The sequence below is a fragment of the Arenimonas metalli CF5-1 genome, assembly GCF_000747155.1.
Lineage (GTDB): Bacteria > Pseudomonadota > Gammaproteobacteria > Xanthomonadales > Xanthomonadaceae > Arenimonas > Arenimonas metalli.
Map to the genome: position 1 here is coordinate 1 of NZ_AVCK01000038.1, position 15,427 is coordinate 15,427.

At 72.1% G+C, this 15,427-nt stretch carries 15 protein-coding genes; 11 read left to right on the top strand and 4 right to left on the bottom strand.

All coding sequences use genetic code 11. The annotated features are described in order from the left end of the window. Nucleotides 1-60 precede the first annotated feature (60 nt). Together N787_RS10870 and N787_RS10875 are read left to right on the top strand one after the other, a co-directional pair. Entirely contained in the window at nucleotides 61-267 is a 207-nt protein-coding gene (locus N787_RS10870; RefSeq protein ID WP_034213897.1) for a DUF1289 domain-containing protein, read from the top strand. Nucleotides 268-335: 68 nt separating this feature from the next. Next, nucleotides 336-2,306, top strand: coding sequence for a S9 family peptidase (locus tag N787_RS10875; protein WP_034213899.1), 1,971 nt, complete (start codon nucleotides 336-338; stop codon nucleotides 2,304-2,306). A gap of 16 nt (nucleotides 2,307-2,322) precedes the next feature. On the opposite strand, the gene N787_RS10880 is transcribed toward N787_RS10875, so the two are convergent. Continuing rightward, nucleotides 2,323-3,975, bottom strand: coding sequence for an ABC1 kinase family protein (locus N787_RS10880; RefSeq protein ID WP_034213901.1), 1,653 nt, complete (start codon nucleotides 3,973-3,975; stop codon nucleotides 2,323-2,325). Between the two features lie 138 nt (nucleotides 3,976-4,113). On the opposite strand from N787_RS10880, the gene N787_RS15025 reads away from it, so the two are divergent. Genes N787_RS15025 through N787_RS10895 form a run of 3 tightly spaced genes read left to right on the top strand, consistent with a single transcriptional unit; the run spans nucleotide 4,114 to nucleotide 6,161 of the window. After that, entirely contained in the window at nucleotides 4,114-4,605 is a 492-nt protein-coding gene (locus N787_RS15025; protein ID WP_169742303.1) for a DUF4124 domain-containing protein, read from the top strand. Nucleotides 4,606-4,635: 30 nt separating this feature from the next. Beyond that, nucleotides 4,636-5,514, top strand: coding sequence for a DMT family transporter (locus N787_RS10890; RefSeq protein WP_245594003.1), 879 nt, complete (start codon nucleotides 4,636-4,638; stop codon nucleotides 5,512-5,514). 59 nt (nucleotides 5,515-5,573) lie between these two features. After that, entirely contained in the window at nucleotides 5,574-6,161 is a 588-nt protein-coding gene (locus N787_RS10895) for a hypothetical protein (RefSeq protein WP_034213908.1), read from the top strand. A 7-nt stretch (nucleotides 6,162-6,168) separates the two neighbouring features. Here the strand turns inward: N787_RS10895 and N787_RS10900 are convergent, their stop codons facing one another. Further along, nucleotides 6,169-6,909: a DUF4197 domain-containing protein gene (locus tag N787_RS10900; protein WP_034213909.1), complete on the bottom strand. Its 741-nt coding sequence runs from the start codon at nucleotides 6,907-6,909 to the stop codon at nucleotides 6,169-6,171. 99 nt (nucleotides 6,910-7,008) lie between these two features. On the opposite strand from N787_RS10900, the gene N787_RS10905 reads away from it, so the two are divergent. The 3 genes from N787_RS10905 (at nucleotide 7,009) to N787_RS10915 (ending at nucleotide 11,040) form a co-directional block, all read left to right on the top strand. Then, nucleotides 7,009-7,734: an HAD family hydrolase gene (locus N787_RS10905; RefSeq protein ID WP_034213911.1), complete on the top strand. Its 726-nt coding sequence runs from the start codon at nucleotides 7,009-7,011 to the stop codon at nucleotides 7,732-7,734. 61 nt (nucleotides 7,735-7,795) lie between these two features. Beyond that, entirely contained in the window at nucleotides 7,796-9,598 is a 1,803-nt protein-coding gene (locus tag N787_RS10910; protein ID WP_034213913.1) for an acyl-CoA dehydrogenase, read from the top strand. Between the two features lie 83 nt (nucleotides 9,599-9,681). Beyond that, nucleotides 9,682-11,040, top strand: coding sequence for a GGDEF domain-containing protein (locus N787_RS10915; protein ID WP_034213915.1), 1,359 nt, complete (start codon nucleotides 9,682-9,684; stop codon nucleotides 11,038-11,040). 4 nt (nucleotides 11,041-11,044) lie between these two features. Here the strand turns inward: N787_RS10915 and N787_RS14425 are convergent, their stop codons facing one another. After that, nucleotides 11,045-11,806: a MipA/OmpV family protein gene (locus N787_RS14425; protein WP_052575386.1), complete on the bottom strand. Its 762-nt coding sequence runs from the start codon at nucleotides 11,804-11,806 to the stop codon at nucleotides 11,045-11,047. A 122-nt stretch (nucleotides 11,807-11,928) separates the two neighbouring features. Beyond that, complete coding sequence (locus N787_RS10925; protein WP_034213918.1) at nucleotides 11,929-12,591, bottom strand: energy transducer TonB; 663 nt, start codon at nucleotides 12,589-12,591, stop codon at nucleotides 11,929-11,931. A gap of 136 nt (nucleotides 12,592-12,727) precedes the next feature. On the opposite strand from N787_RS10925, the gene N787_RS10930 reads away from it, so the two are divergent. The 3 genes from N787_RS10930 (at nucleotide 12,728) to N787_RS10940 (ending at nucleotide 15,069) form a co-directional block, all read left to right on the top strand. Beyond that, nucleotides 12,728-13,207 carry a copper resistance protein NlpE N-terminal domain-containing protein gene (locus N787_RS10930; RefSeq protein ID WP_084590769.1) on the top strand — a complete coding sequence of 160 codons (480 nt, stop codon included), beginning with the start codon at nucleotides 12,728-12,730 and terminating at the stop codon, nucleotides 13,205-13,207. Further along, on the top strand, nucleotides 13,204-14,373 hold the full coding sequence (locus N787_RS10935; protein WP_034213920.1) for a class I SAM-dependent methyltransferase: 1,170 nt from the start codon (nucleotides 13,204-13,206) through the stop codon (nucleotides 14,371-14,373). Before N787_RS10930 ends, N787_RS10935 begins: the two co-directional genes overlap by 4 nt. Nucleotides 14,374-14,472: 99 nt before the next feature. Then, entirely contained in the window at nucleotides 14,473-15,069 is a 597-nt protein-coding gene (locus N787_RS10940; protein WP_034213923.1) for a hypothetical protein, read from the top strand. Nucleotides 15,070-15,427: the final 358 nt, after the last annotated feature.

Genomic DNA, 15,427 nt, shown 5'->3' on the forward strand with positions numbered 1-15,427 from the left:
CTCCCCTCAGTTGGGAGAAGAACCTTTTTTTACTGGAGGGCGTAGGCTGGAAGCGTGGCCATGACACCGCAACTGCCCGAGTCGCCCTGCGTCCGCAATTGCTGCCTGGACGATGCCGACGTGTGCATTGGCTGCGGGCGGCACGTGGACGAGATCCTGCGCTGGGGTGCGGCCGATGCCGGCGAGCGCGAGGACATCCTCGCCCGGGCGGCGGCCCGGCGCGCGGCCCGGCCGGCGCTGGTGTTCCGGGGGGCGGGGCAGGCGTGACCTTCGGCTGATTGGGCAGCGGCCCGCGGCGGGCGTAGAGTCGGCCCACCGTCCCCTGGAGTCCCGCCATGTCGCCTGCCCGCCGCACCGCGCTTCCGCTCGCCATCGCCCTGGCCCTGTCGCTGGGGGCCTGCCAGCCGGCGACCGCCCCGGCCGAAGGGGAGGCCGCCGCGCCCGCCGCCGCCGCCGCCGAGGCCATCGCGCGCCCGGCGAAGCAGTACGCGATCGAGGACTTCGTCGCCTCCACCGGCGTCATGGGTGCGTCCTTCAGCGCCGATGAGTCCCGCCTGCTGTTCTCGTCCAACCGCCGCGGCGTCTGGAACGTCTACTCGATGCCCGTGGCCGGCGGCGAGTGGACCGACGTCACGAGTTCCGACACCGACAACAGCTACGCCGTGTCCTACTTCCCGGCCGACGACCGCGTGCTGGTCACCCGCGACCAGGGCGGCAACGAGCTCGACCACCTGTACGCGATCGAAGCCGACGGCAGCGAGCGCGACCTGACGCCGGGCGAGAACCTCAAGGCCGCCTTCCTCGGCTTCACCGCCGACGGCAGCGCCTTCCACGTCATCAGCAACGAGCGCGACCCGCGCTACTTCGACGTCTACCGCTACGACAGCGCCAGCTACGAGCGCACCCGCGTCTACGAGAACACCACCGGCCTCGAGCCGGCGATCGTTTCCGGCGACGGCAAGTGGCTGGCCCTGTCGCAGTCCAACACCACCAACGATAGCGACCTGTTCGTGGTCGAACTGGCCACCGGCCAATCCACCAAGGTCTCCGAGCACGAGGGCCAGGCCGCCTTCAGCGCCCAGGACTTCAGCCCCGACGGCCAGTGGCTGTACTACACCGCCAACGACCAGGGCGAGTTCGCGCAGCTGCGGCGCGTGAGCCTTGCCACCTGGGCGCACGAGCCGGTGCAGTCGGCCGACTGGGACATCGTGGCCGCCTACTTCTCGAAGAACGGCAAGTACCTGGCCGTGGCCACCAACGTCGACGGCAGCACCCGCGTGAAGCTGCACGACGCCGCCACCGGCGCCGAGCAGCCGCTGCCGGCGCTGCCGGCCGGCGAGATCCGCGGCCTGCGCATCGCCGATTCGGAAACGAAGATGGCCTTCTACCTCAACGGCGACCGCCAGCCCAACGACCTCTACGTGCTCGAGTTCGGCGGCGAGCCGAAGCAGCTCACCACCTCGCTGAACCCGGCGATCGACCCGGCCGACCTGGTGGACTCGAGCGTCGTGCGCTTCAAGAGCTTCGACGGCATGGAGATCCCCAACATCCTGTGGAAGCCGCACCAGGCCACGGCCGACGCCCCGGCGCCGGCCCTGGTGTGGGTGCACGGCGGCCCGGGCGGCCAGACCACGCGCGCGCACTCGGCCGTGATCCAATACCTGGCCAACCACGGCTACGTGGTGCTGGGCATCAACAACCGCGGCAGTTCGGGCTACGGCAAGACCTTCTTCGCCGCCGACGACGGCAAGCACGGCCGCGAGCCGCTGTGGGACACGGTCGAGGCCAAGAAGTACCTGCAGTCGCTCGACTACGTCGACGACGACAGGATCGGCATCATCGGCGGCAGCTACGGCGGCTACATGGTGCTGTCGGCCCTGGCCTTCCAGCCGGGCGAGTTCAAGGTCGGCGTCAACATCTTCGGCGTCTCGAACTGGATCCGCACGCTCGAATCGATCCCGCCTTACTGGGAGTCCTTCCGCGAGGCGCTCTACCAGGAAGTGGGCAACCCCGAGACCCAGCGCGATTTCCTGATCGAGACCTCGCCGCTGTTCCACGCCGACAAGATCAACGTGCCGCTGATGGTGCTGCAGGGCGCCAACGACCCGCGCGTGATCAAGCCCGAGTCCGACGACATCGTCGCCGCCGTGGAGAAGAACGGCGTGCCGGTCGAGTACGTCGTGTTCGACGACGAGGGCCACGGCTTCAGCAAGAAGAAGAACCAGATCGAGGGCTACGGCCGCATCCTTGCCTTCCTCGACAAGTACCTGCGCGACGGCGCCGCCACGCCGCCGCCGGCGCCCTGACGCCCCGGGTCGCGGCTCAGAGCGGATCCTTCTCCGCCCTGGGCCGCGCCTTGCGGTCGCCCAGCAGGATGCTGGCCACCAGCGCCGCGCCCAGGCCGGCCGCCACCAGGAACATCACCAGCGCCAGCGCCGGGTAGCCGAACAGCGTCTGCTTCGTCTGCACGTCCATGATCAGCGCCGCGCCGACGATCATCGCCGCGGCGATGATGCCCACCGTGATCCGGTTGGCGATCTTCTGCATGCTCTCGATCAGGTGCGATTCCTCCAGCCCGGCGATGTTCACCTTGAACCGGTTGTCGGCCAGCGTGCGCAGCAGCACCGACAGGCGCTGCGGCGCCTCGCGCACCAGCTCCTGCACTTCCAGCGCATCGGTGGCCAGGCGACCGAGGTCGAGGCTGGCGCGGGTGCGCGCGCGGAACAGTTCGGGCAGGTGGTCCTGCAGCACGTCGCGCATCGCCATGCCGGGCTCGAGCGCCAGCATCACGTCCTCGAGGTTGAGCAGGGTCTTGCCCAGCAGGGTCAGCTCGGCCGGCGGCCGCAGCCCGCACTCGCCGCCGATGCGCACCAGTTCGAGCAGGAAGGCACCCTCGGAGTCGGTGCGCACCGTCGTGTTGGAGAAGCGCGCCACCATCCGCCCGGTTTCCCGGCTGAAGCGCGGCTCGTCGAAATCCTCCAGGCGCGTGCCCATGTGCACCAGGGTCTCGGCGACCTGCTCGCCGCGCCCTTCGGTGGTGGCCAGCATCAGCTTGAGCAGCTGGTCGCGCATGCGCGGCGGCACGTGGCCGACCATGCCCAGGTCCAGCAGCACGAGGTGCTGGTCCGCGGTCAGCACCACGTTGCCCGGGTGCGGGTCGGCGTGGATCAGGCCGTGCACGAAGATCTGGTCGAGGTAGGCCTTGCCCAGTTCGTGCGCCAGCGGCCGCAGGTCGGCTTCGGTGCGCCGCACGTCCGGCACCTGGGTGACGCGGATGCCTTCGGCGCGGTCCATCGTCAGCACCAGGCGCGTGGTGTAGTCCCAGACCGGCGCGGGCACGTCGATGTGCTCGTAGTCCTGCAGGCGCGCGCGGAAGGTCTCGAGGTTGTTGGCTTCCTGCAGGTAGTCGAGCTCGGCCAGCATGGTGCTGCGGAATTCGTCGAGCCACTCGCGGAAGCCCAGGCGCTGGCCGACGTTGCTGACCAGGCCGAGCGAGCCGACCAGGCTGCGCAGCGTGGCCAGGTCGGCCTCGATCGCGGGCAGCAGCCCGGGGCGCTGCACTTTCACCGCCACCCGGCGACCGCTGGGCAGCACGGCCGCATGCACCTGCGCGAACGACGCGGTGCCCAGCGGCTCGGGATCGAAGCTCGCGAACAGCTTGTTCAGCGGCGCGCCCAGCTCGGCGACGATCTGCGCCTCGATCTCCGCCGTATCCGCCGGCGCCACCTTGTCCTGCAGGCGGCACAGCGCGGCGATGTATTCCGGCGGCACCAGGTCCGGGCGCGTCGACAGCATCTGCCCGATCTTGACGAAGGTCGGGCCCAGCGCCTCGAGGTCGGCGGTGAAGCGCTCGGCCTCGGCCGGATCCACCGGCGGCGGCGGGGCGGCGCCGGTCGCCGGGCCGCGGAACACCGGCGAGGCACGATGCCGGAGCAGGAAGGCCGTGATCGCGGCGAGTCGGGAGGATTCGGGCATGGCACGTCTCCGGGGGGTGAGCGTGGTTTCACCCTAGCACCGGCGTTCGCCGCCACGGCTGGGGCCGCGTCCGCCCGTTCAGGCTCGCGTCGGGTCGGGTCGCGCTACCCTGTGCGGGCCGACGCCAAGGAGTCCGCCATGCCGCTGTCCCGATTGGTCCTGCTCGCCCTGCTGCTGGCGCCCGCGGCGCAGGCGGAGTCGCTGTACAAGTGCACCGGCGAGAAGGGGGCGGTCAGCATCCAGTCCGAACCCTGCCCGAAGGGCATGACCCAGGTCTGGAAGCGCGACACCGCGCCGGACCCGGGGCCCACGCCCGAGCAGCAAGCGGCCCAGGCCGCCGCCGCCGAAGCCGAGGCCGCGCGCGCCGCCGAAGCCGCGCGCCTGGCCAACCTCGAACGCCTGGCCGAACGGCTCGAGCGCGAGGAGCAGGCCCGCCGCGCGGCCACCGCCGCACCGGCCGAGCGCCCGCCGACCAAGAGCGAATGCACCCTGGCCCACGAGTTCCAGGAGGCCACCGGGGGCATGCCCTGGCTGGAGCTGACGCAGACGCAGCGCGAACGCATCCGCAGCTGGGTCATCCGCACCTGCCGCGACCCCGACGGCCCGGTGTCGGACGCCACCGGCACCTGATCCGCGCCCGCCATGCCGCACAATACCGGCATGGAATCCAAGACCAACCTGCGCGGCATCCTCGCGATGCTGCTGGCCGTCGGCCTGTTCTCGCTGATGGACGGCGGCCTCAAGCACCTCTCGGCGCACTATCCGCCGATGCAGGTGGCGGCGATCCGCGGCCTGTCCTCGCTGCCACTGGTGATGGCGTGGGTGATCGCCACCGGCGGCGCGCTGGCCCTGCTGCGCATCCGCTGGCCGCTGCACCTGCTGCGCGGCGCGCTGTCGATCGTGATGCTGGCGGCGTTCGCCTACGCGCTCAAGCGCATGCCGCTCACCGGCGCCTACACGCTGTTCTTCGTCGCGCCGCTGATGATCACCGCGCTCTCGGTGCCGCTGCTGGGCGAGAAGGTCGGGCCGCGGCGCTGGACCGCGATCTTCGTCGGCCTGCTCGGCGTGCTCGTGGTGCTGCGGCCGACCGGCGAGGGCGTGGTCACGCTGGCCGGACTGGCGGTGCTGGTGTCGGCCAGCGCCTATTCGCTGTCGTCGATCCTGGTGCGGGTCCTGCACCGCACCGACAGCGGGCAGAGCATGGTGTTCTGGATGCTGCTGATGACCGGCGCCGGTGCCGCCGCCCTGGCCTGGCCGGACTGGCAGCCGCTGCAGGCGAGCGACGCCTGGGTGATCGCCGGCGTCGGGCTGAGCGGCTTCCTCGGGCAGGTCGCGATCACTGAGGCTTTCCGCAGTGGCGAAGCGTCGGTGGTGGCGCCGTTCGAATACAGCGCGCTGGCCTGGGGCCTGGGCCTGGACTGGCTGATCTGGCAGGCGCTGCCCGATGGCTGGACCTTCGCCGGCGCCGGCATCATCGTCGCCAGCGGCATCTACCTGATCCGCCGCGAGCGGGTGCACGCCGAGGCCGAGCATCCCTGAGAGGTGGCAGCGCCGCGCGGGGCCGCTATGCTTCGGGCATCGCCCCCTGGATCCACGCCATGACCCCTGTTTTCCGCGCCGCCTCCGCACTCGCCCTGCTGCTCGGCCTCGCCGCCTGCAGCGACGAGGCGCCGGCGCCCCCGGCCGACGAGAACATCGTGGTGACGCCGCCGCCGGCCGCCGGCCTGGACTGGAGCCGCTGCCGCCTGCCCGGCGTGGCGCTTCCGGTGCCCGGCAAGCTGTTCGTGGTGGACGGCGGCGAGCCCGGCGAGCTGGCCGAGCCCGGCCGCGAAACCATCCGCCGGGTCGAAGTGGTGGTGCCGGGCGAAGTCGCCCTGCTGCTCACCGCGCCCGACGCCAGCGCCTGGGCCGTGCGGGTGTCGCCCGAGACGAAGGTCACCGCGATCTTCGCCAGCGGCGACCTGCCGCAGCGCATCACCGGCCAGGGTCTCGGCCCGTCGCGGCTGGAGCGTTCGGCGGCGATGGGCGATGCCTGCGGACGCTACTGGTTCGCGGCCGAACCCGGCGCGACGCTGGAGGAAGCCACGCAGGCGGTGTTCGGCCGCCGGCATGACGCGCGCTACACCCTGGTCGCCGGCCAGGTGATCATCGGCGGCAGCGAATTCCTGCCCGAGCCCGAGCGCTGAGCCGCGCTCAGCGGCTGCCGAACACCTTCTTCAGCAGCGCGGTCGAACGCTGCGCGGGGTCCTCGCGGATCTCGCGCTCCTGCTCGGCCACCACCGCGAACAGGCCGTCCAGCGCCTCGTCGGTGACGTAGCGGTCCAGGTCCACCGCCTCGCTGCCGCCGAGCGCGGCGAGCAGCCCGCTGTTGCGGCCCACCAGCGCCTTGTAGCGCTGGGTGACGCCGGCCTGCGCGGTGGCATTGCTGACGATCGGCAGGAACTCGGCCCGCAGCCGGTCCTCCGTGACGCGGCGGAAGAAGCGGGTGCCGGCATCGGGTTCGCCGCGGACGATGTCGAGCGCATCGCGCACCGTCATCTGGCGCACGGCGTCGGCGAAGACGTCGGCGGCCAGCGGCACGGCCTTTTCCGCCGCGCGGTTCATGGCCAGCTCGAACTCGTCGACCTTCCTGCCGGCGCCGAGCTGGCGGGCGGTGTCGGTGAGCTTGCGCAGCTGGCCGGGCGCGCGGATGCGCAGGCCTTCGTCGCCGTAGAAACCGTCCTGTTGCCCGAGCTGCAGCACGGCGCGCTGCACGCCCTGGGCCATGGCTTCGCGGATGCCGCCGGCGGCCTCCTGCTCGGTGACGGCGCCGCCGCGGTCGAGGCTACGCCTGAGCCGGTCCTTCCAGTCCTGGGCCTGCACGGTGTGGACGGCGCCGGTGGCGAACACCAGCAGGGCCAGGGCGATCGCGGCGGGTTTCAGGACGGGGGTCATGGCGGGCTCCTCGGCGGGCGGCGGCCGCCATCATGACGCATCGCGGGGCGCGCTGCCGGGCGGGTAGACTGCCGGCTTTCACGCAGCGGTTCCCTTCCCATGATCGAGCTGATCGGCTTCGACGGCGACGACACGCTCTGGCACAGCGAGCTGTACTACCGCGCCGCCAACCAGGCGTTCGAAGCCATCGTCGGGCGCTATGTCGACCTCGCCGACGCCGGCCTGCACGACCGGCTGCTGGCGACCGAGCGCGCCAACCTCAAGCTGTTCGGCTACGGCGCCAAGGGCATGACGCTGTCCATGCTCGAGGCCGCGTTCGAAGTCACCGGCGGCCGCATCGGCGCCGCCGACCTGCACCGCATCGTCGGCATCGGCAAGGAAGTGATGACGCATCCGGTGGAGCTGCTGCCCGGCATCCGCGAGGCCGTGGAGGCCGTGGCGCGCGAGGTGCCGGTGGTGCTGGTGACCAAGGGCGACCTGTTCCACCAGGAGGCCAAGGTCGCGGCCTCGGGGCTGGCCGATCTGTTCAAGCGCATCGAGATCGTGTCGGAGAAGGACGCGCGGGCCTACTCGCGCGTGCTGGCGGAGTTCGGCGTCGCGCCCGAGCGGTTCGCGATGGTCGGCAACTCGCTGCGCTCGGACATCGAGCCGGTGGTGCGGCTGGGCGGCTGGGGCGTGCACATGCCCTACGAAGTGACCTGGGCGCACGAACTGGAGAACGGGCTCGAGCCCGCGCATCGCGAGCGCATCGCCGCGGTGGAGGCGCCGGCCGGCATTCCCCGGGCGGTCGGCGTGCTGCGGGCGCGGGCGGCGCTGGGCGACTGATCTTCGCGCCGCCCGGTCCCGGAATTGCTAGGCTTCCCGCCTGACATCGCCGGACCCGCCCATGACCTCGTACGTCCCCTTCGACCGCCGCGACCTCGACTTCCTGCTGCACGAGGTCGAGGGCGTCGCCGCGCTCTGCCGCCATCCGCGCTTCGCCGACCACTCGCGCGAAACCTTCGACGCCACGCTCGATGCCGCCGCCGAACTGGCCATGGCGAAGTTCGCCAATCACAACCGCGCGTCCGACGTCAGCGAGCCGCATTTCGCCGACGGCCGCGTCGGGATCCTGCCGGAGGTGAAGGAAGCGCTCGACGCCTATGCAGAGGCCGGCTTCAGCGCGCTGCTGGCGGACGCGGAGGAGGGCGGCATGCAGCTGCCCTACACGGTGGCGCTGGCCTGCGACGCGATGTTCGCGGCGGCCAACGTGTCCACCGCCGGCTACGCGCTGCTGGCGCGCGGCGTCGCCAACCTGCTGCAGGCGCACGCCACGCCGGCGCAGTGCGCGCGCTACCGCACGCCGATCCTGCAGGGCCGCTTCCTGGGCACGATGTGCCTGAGCGAACCGCAGGCGGGTTCCTCGTTGGGCGACATCCGCACCCGCGCCGAGCCCGCGGGCGACGGCCACTATCGCCTCAGCGGCGCCAAGATGTGGATCAGCGGCGGCGAGCACGACCTGTCCGAGAACATCGTGCATCTCGTGCTGGCGCGCCTGCCGGACGCGCCGCCGGGCGTGAAGGGCATCAGCCTGTTCATCGTGCCCAAGTTCCGCGTCAACGACGACGGCAGCCTCGGCGCGCGCAACGACGTGCAGCTGGCCGGCGTGAACCACAAGCTCGGCCAGCGCGGCATCGTCAACACCTTCCTGAAGTTCGGCGAGCGCGGCGAGTGCTTCGGCGAACTGGTCGGCGCGCCGCACCAGGGCCTGGCGCAGATGTTCCACATGATGAACGAGGCGCGCATCGGCGTCGGCGTCGGCGCGATCATGCTGGGCAGCGCCGGCTACCGTTACTCGCTGCAGTACGCGCGCGAGCGGAAACAGGGACGCCAGCCCGACCAGAAGGATCCGGCTTCGCCGCCGGTCGCGCTCATCGAACACGCCGACGTGCGGCGCATGCTGCTGCAGCAGAAGGCCCGCGTCGAGGGCGCGCTCGGGCTGGCGATGCACGCGGCGACGCTCGTCGATGCGCACGGCCAGGATCCCGACCCGGCCCGCCGCGCGGAGGCGCACCGCCTGCTCGAACTGCTGACCCCCGTGGTGAAGGCCTGGTCCGCCGAGGCCTGCCTGGAGGCCAACGACCTCGCGATCCAGGTCCTCGGCGGCTACGGCTACACGCGCGAATACCCGGTCGAGCAGTGCTGGCGAGACAACCGCCTCAACCCCATCCACGAAGGCGCCAACGGCATCCAGGCGCTCGACCTGCTCGGCCGCAAGGCGATGATGGACGGCGGCGCCGCGCTGAAGGCGCTGCTGCGCGAGATCGCCGCCACCGCCGCCGAGGCCGGCCAGGTGCCGGCCCTGGCCGAACACGCCCTGGCGCTGGCGCGTGCCGCCGGCCTGGTGGCCCGCACCACCGGCGTGCTGGGCGAGGCGATGGGGCGCGGCGAGGTTCGGCTGGCGCTGGCCAACGCCCCGCGCTACCTGCGGCTGGTCGGCCATGTCGCCATCGCCTGGACCTGGCTGCGGCAGGCGCGGGTAGCCAGCGCCGCGACGCCGGCCTCGCAGGCCGACCGCGACTTCTACGCCGGCAAGCTGGCCGCCTGCCGCTGGTTCTTCGTGCACGAACTGCCGACCATCGGGCACGACGCGGCCCTGCTCGCCGCGCTCGACCGCTGCGCGCTGGACACCCCGCCCGGCGTGCTCTGACCCGCTAGGCGCGGCCGTGCCGCTGGGCTAGGCTGGCCTCGGGTCTTTCCCCGGGGGCGGGCGTGGAGCAGTCGGCAAGACGGATGTCGAATCCGCGGGTGGTGGCCGGCTTCCGTCGCGTGGCCATCGGCGCCGCGCTGTTCTCGGTGGCCGTCGCGGTGATGGTCCTGTTCGGTTGGTGGCTGGGCAGCGAAGCCCTGAAGTCGGTGCTTCCCGGCCAGGCGACGATGAAGATCAATACGGCGATCGGCCTGGGCGTCTGCGGCCTCGCGCTGCTGGCCTGCCAGTGGCCGCGCACGCGCGGGGGGCCGGCCTCTGGGCTGCTGTCGCTGTTCGTGATGGCGCTGGGGCTGGCGACGATGGCCCAGTTCCTGTGGGGCATCGACCTCGGCATCGACACGCTCTTCCACGACGACGCGCAGGCCTTCGAGCGCGGTCGCATCCCGGGGCGGATGTCGGAGCTGACCACGCTGGCGTTCGCTTTGCTGGGCCTCGCCGGCGTGGCCAGCTGCTCACCCCGGCGGCTCGCGTTGGCGCAGGCCTGCGTCCTGGGTGTCGTGCTGATCGCGCTGTACGCGATGTCCACGTACGGCTACCAGATGGCCTCGCGCACGGCGGTGACGCCGTTTTTCCCGGTGGCGATCCATACCGCGGTGGTGCTGTTGGCGTTGGCCCTGGGCTGGCTCGCCGCACGCCCGGAGGAAGGGATGATGCGGGTGCTGTCGTCGGACAGTTTCGGCGGCGTGCTCACGCGCCGCGCTCTGCTGCCTTCACTCCTGATCCCCAGCGTGCTGGCGTTCGGGGCGCAATGGCTGCAGTCGAACGAAGTGCTGACGCCGCAGGCGACCCTTACCCTGCTGGCCGTGGCCTCGGGCGGCCTGGTGGCGTGGCTGGTGTGGTCGGTGGGCGCGCTGCTCGATCGCATCGAGGGCGAGCGGCGCCTGGTGCGCGGCCTGCGCGAGGACGCGCACACCGACGCCCTGACCCGGCTCGGCAACCGCCGCGCCTTCCAGCAGGCGATCGAGGGCATGCTGCTGCAGCGGCGCGAGAGCGACAGCGACTTCGCACTGCTCATGATCGATATCGACCACTTCAAGCGCTACAACGACAGCCACGGCCACCCCGCGGGCGACGAAGTGCTGCGGCTGGTCGGCGTGGCGCTGCGCGCCGCGCTGCGGCCGGGCGACGTGGCCGCCCGCTTCGGCGGCGAGGAGTTCGCGGTGCTGCTGCCGGGCATCAGCGGCGCGCTGGCGGTGAAGGTGGCCGAGCGCATCCGGCGCGACCTCGAGCGCACCGCCTGGCCGCACGAGCCGGTGACGGTGAGTATCGGCGCGGCGCAGGCCACGCACGAGGAAGAGCCCGCGCACCTGGTGGCACGCGCCGATGCGACGCTCTATCGCGCCAAGCGCGAAGGCCGCAACCGCGTCGTGCTCGACGCCTGAGCGCTTACTCGGGCGACCAGCCCAGGCCGAGGAAGATCGTGGTCGGGTTGTCGTCGCCGACGATCGGGCTGTTGCTCACTTCCGACGGCAGCCAGGGGTGGCTGGCGCGGGCGAACAGGGTCCAGCGCGGGCCCAGCTTGCGCTGCACCAGCAGCGAGACGTCCGGGATCACCGCCGCCTCGCCCTGGTAGGCCGGGCGGCCGGGCAGGGCTTCGCCGGCGCGCACGCCGTAGTAGTAGTCGATCATGTCGTCGGACTGCCACTTCACCGACGCGCCGGGGATGAAGGTGAAGCCGCCGGCGCGGAACAGGCCGTTCCAGGACAGCGCCGCCTCGTAGCCACCGCTGCGGTCGAGCGCATCGGCCGACAGCGCGGCCTCGACCACGCCCACCTTCTTGATGGTCCAGGCGGAAGCGATGCCGAGGTCGAGCGAGAACTTGCGGTCGGCCATGCCGGCCAGGAAAGGCGAGTCCTTGGCCTCGTAGCCATCGGTGCGCGCCTGCGCGAAGACGGCCAGCTCGTGCGTATCGGTGTCGCGCAGGCGCCAGCCGCCGCGCAGGCCGCGCAGGTAGGCGCGCTCGCCTTCGAAGCGGACCAGCGGCACCACCAGCAGGCCCTCGTCGAGGCCGACGTAGGGCGCGTCGCGGTCGGCGGCCAGCACGCCGAAGGTCCAGCGCGGCGGCGGCTGGCGCTGGCCTTCCGCCGGCTGGGCGAAGGCGGGCGCGGCGGCGAGGAGCAGGGCGCAGGCGAGCAGGGGCTTGTTCATGGCGGTCACCGGTTCGGGGTGCGCCCATTGTGAAGGCGAACCGTCGAACTGGTGTGAGCAGGTCATTCAGGCCCCCTCGGGGCGGGACGGCCGGCCAGGGCCGACCGTCCCGGGCCGGCCGCTCAAGGCAGGTTGAAGCCGATCGGCACCAGCGCATACGCCGCGATCGGACGGCCCTGCCGGGTGGCCGGGTGGAAGCGCCACTTCGACAGCACCTGCTCGCGGGCCGCGCGGTCGAGCTCGCGGTGGCCGCTGCTGGTCTCGACCGCGACCTCCTTCGGCCAGCCCTGCTCATCCACCAGCACCCGCAGCACCACCGTGCCGGTGTCGCCGTTGCGCAGCGCCTGGCGCGGATAGCGCGGCGGCGGATAGACGTCGTAGGCCAGCGTGGCGAGCTGGGGCGGGCCGACCTCGAAGCTGTCCTCGACCGGCGGGCCCGGGTCCACGGCGACGGCGGGTTCGCTGCCCTCGTCCAGGACCGGCGGGGAGTCGATCACGGGCACCGTGGTCTGGACCGGGTTGGTGACCGGCGTCGGGCGCGGGCGTTGGATCACCTGCGGCTCGGGCGGGGCCGGCATCACCTTGATCTCCTCCGGCGGCACGAATTCCGGCAGCACGATCATGCGTTCGACCCGGGTGGGCTTGGCCGGCGGCGTCCAGGTGCTGGGCACCAGCAGCACCGCGAACGCCACCGCGTGGATGGCGATGGCCAGGGTGTTGCCGGCGATGCGCTTGGCATCCACGGCGGCGAAGGGCGAGGGCTGGGGCAGGCTGCGCTGGATCATGGGACACCTCCGGTGCGGGTTGGCACAGGCTTCAACGCGCGGGGTGGCGAAACGGGGTTACCGATCCGGATCCGCTGCGCGGCTACCACGGGGTCCGGATAAGAACCTAAGATGAGGCCGAGATCCGGAGGCCCTGATGCTTGTGAAATTCCGAGGTTTGCCCGCGCTCGTGCTGCTGGGCCTGGGGCTGGTGGCCCTGGCCGGTTGCGGGCCCGAGGGTGGCGACGCGGCGCCCCCGCCGCCGGCGCCGGCCCAGGCCGAGAGTGCGCCGGCGCACGAGGCCGAAGCCTTCGACCGCAGCTGGCTGGGCGTGCTGCCCTGCGCCGACTGCGACGGCATCCAGACCCGCCTGCAGCTGCAGGCCGACGCCGACGGCGCGCGTTACCTGCTGGAAGAAACCTACCTGGGCGGCGAGGGCAACCAGCAGTTCCTGCAGGAAGGGACGTGGCGCGAGGAGACCGTGCAGATCAACGGCGCGCCGGCGGTGGTTTATCGCCTCGACCCGGGCGGCCCCGCCCGCTGGTTCTGGCTGCAGCCCGACGGCGCGCTGGAAATGCTGGAGGCCGAGGGCCGGCCGGCCGTGGATGGCGTGCTGTACCGGCTGCAGCGGCTGTGACCGACCTGGCGGGGCTGTGGGCGCAGGCCGACCGCCTGTGCGAGGACCCGGCCATGCGCGAAGCCGTGTGGCGCCACTGCCGCTTCCTGCCGCCCGGCGTGCGGCCCGGCCAGCTGGATCTGCGCATCCATCCGGGCGACCAGATGCTGGCGCATTCGCTGCGCCACCACGGCGAGGCGAATGCCTCGTTCGCGCAGTACTTCAACGTGGCGCTGCAGCAGTACCACGCGGCGCAACAGGTGCTGGCGGCCCTGTTCGGCGAGCGCGCGGCGCAGGCCGACGTGCTTGATTTCGCCTGCGGCTACGGGCGGCTGCTGCGCTTCCTGTCGCTGGCGCACCCGGCGGACCGGCTGCTGGCGGCCGAGATCCAGCCCGAGGCGCTGGCGTTCGTGCGTGATGCCTTCGGCGTCGCCACGGTCGCCTCGCCCGCGGATCCGGCGCTTTTCGAGCCGGGGCGGCGCTTCGATTTCATCTGGGTGGCCTCGCTGTTCTCGCACCTGCCGCCGTCGCTGTTCGAAGCCTGGCTGCGCCGGCTGCACGGCTGCCTCGCGCCCGGCGGCGTGCTGTGCTTCAGCGTCCACGATGCCTGGATGGTGCCCGGTGGCCAGCCGCTGCCGGCAGCCGGTTTCCTGTTCCATCCGGAGAGCGAGAACGCCGACCTCGACAGCGCGCTGTACGGCACGATGTACGTGTCCGAAGGCTACGTCGCCGACGCGGTCGCGCGGGTGTGCGGCGAAGGCCACGGCCACCACCGCATCCCGCGCGGGCTGGCGCACGAGCAGGACCTGTACCTGGTGGCGCAGGCACCCGGTCGCGACTACGGCGCGCTGCGGGCTTTCCGGCGCGGCCCCTGGGGCTGGGCCGACGAGCGCCGCCGGCTGCCCGACGGGGAGCTGCACCTGCGCGGCTGGGCGGCCTCGCTGGACGACGGCGCGCTCGAGGCCGTGGAGATCACGGTGGACGGCGAGCCGTTCGCCTGCGCCACCGGGGGGCTGCGTGCAGACGTGGCCCGGGTCCTGGGCGATGCGCGCCTGGCGCATTCGGGCTGGGAATTCCGGCACCGCCCGGCGCCGGGCCCCGGCCCGGTGCGCGTCGTCGTCAGCGCCGCCACGCCGCGGGGCGAGCGTGCGCTACTATTCGCCGGCCACTTCGACCGGCCCGGCTGACCCGCCGTCCGGGCCGCCGGATCGCCGCCAGCCTCATGCGGCGTTCAGCCCCAAGCGGCACACTGCGCCACGCAGCATCCCTTCCAGAGGAACCCCGCCATGAAGACCCTGATCGCCGGCAGCTTGCTCACGCTTTCCCTTGTGTTCTCGGCCGGTGCCCAGGCCATCGTGGACAGTTTCGCCATCGGCTTCAGCCCGCGCACGGGCGACGTGGCGGTGGATGCCCAGCTGGGCGACATCAACGTGTTCGCGCGCGGCAACACCGACGGCTTCATCGACGACGTCGTGGTCAGCTACGGCGCGCCGCGCTACCTGGTGCGCGAGTACTACGTCGACCGCCGCTGGGCGCCCGGCGACATCTACTACGCCTGTGCGCTGGCGCACCAGCTCGGCCGTCCCTGCCTTGAGATCCTCAACATCTACGAGCGCGACCACGGGCAGGGCTGGGGCGCGATCGCGCAGCGCCTCGGCATCAAGCCGGGTTCGCCGGCCTTCCATTCGCTCAAGGGCCGCGTTGGCCAGGGCCACGGCAAGATGCGCGGCAACGGCGGCGGTCGTCCGCAGGCGCAGGGCGGCGGCGGGGCACGCATGTCGGCGGCGCCCGGCCCCGGCAACGGCGGTGGCCGTCCGGCCCCGGCCGGTGGCCCCGGCGGCGGCCAGGGCAAGGGCAAAGGCAAGGACAAGGGCGGCCGCTAAGCCACCCGCTGCGTCCGGATCAGAAGGGCAGCCTGCGGGCTGCCCTTTTTTGTGTGCCCCGAGGGTACGGCGCCGGCGTCACTGGGAAAGCGAGGGTCGCTTCCTGCTCAGTGAAGCCTTTATTTCGCAGGAAGCGACCCTCGCTTTCCCAGCGCCGCCGGTGCGCGTCGGCTTCGGTGCCCAACGGAAGGCCCGTGGCGGCGCGCTCCGATGCTTGCGCGTGTCACGCGCAAGCATCGAAGCGGGCCGCCGCGGGCCCTTCGTTCACCAAGCCCGATGACACGCACCGGGGATGCCGCGGAAGCGAAGGTCACTTCCTGCGAAATAAAGGGGCGGTCTCAACCGGTCATTGCAACGC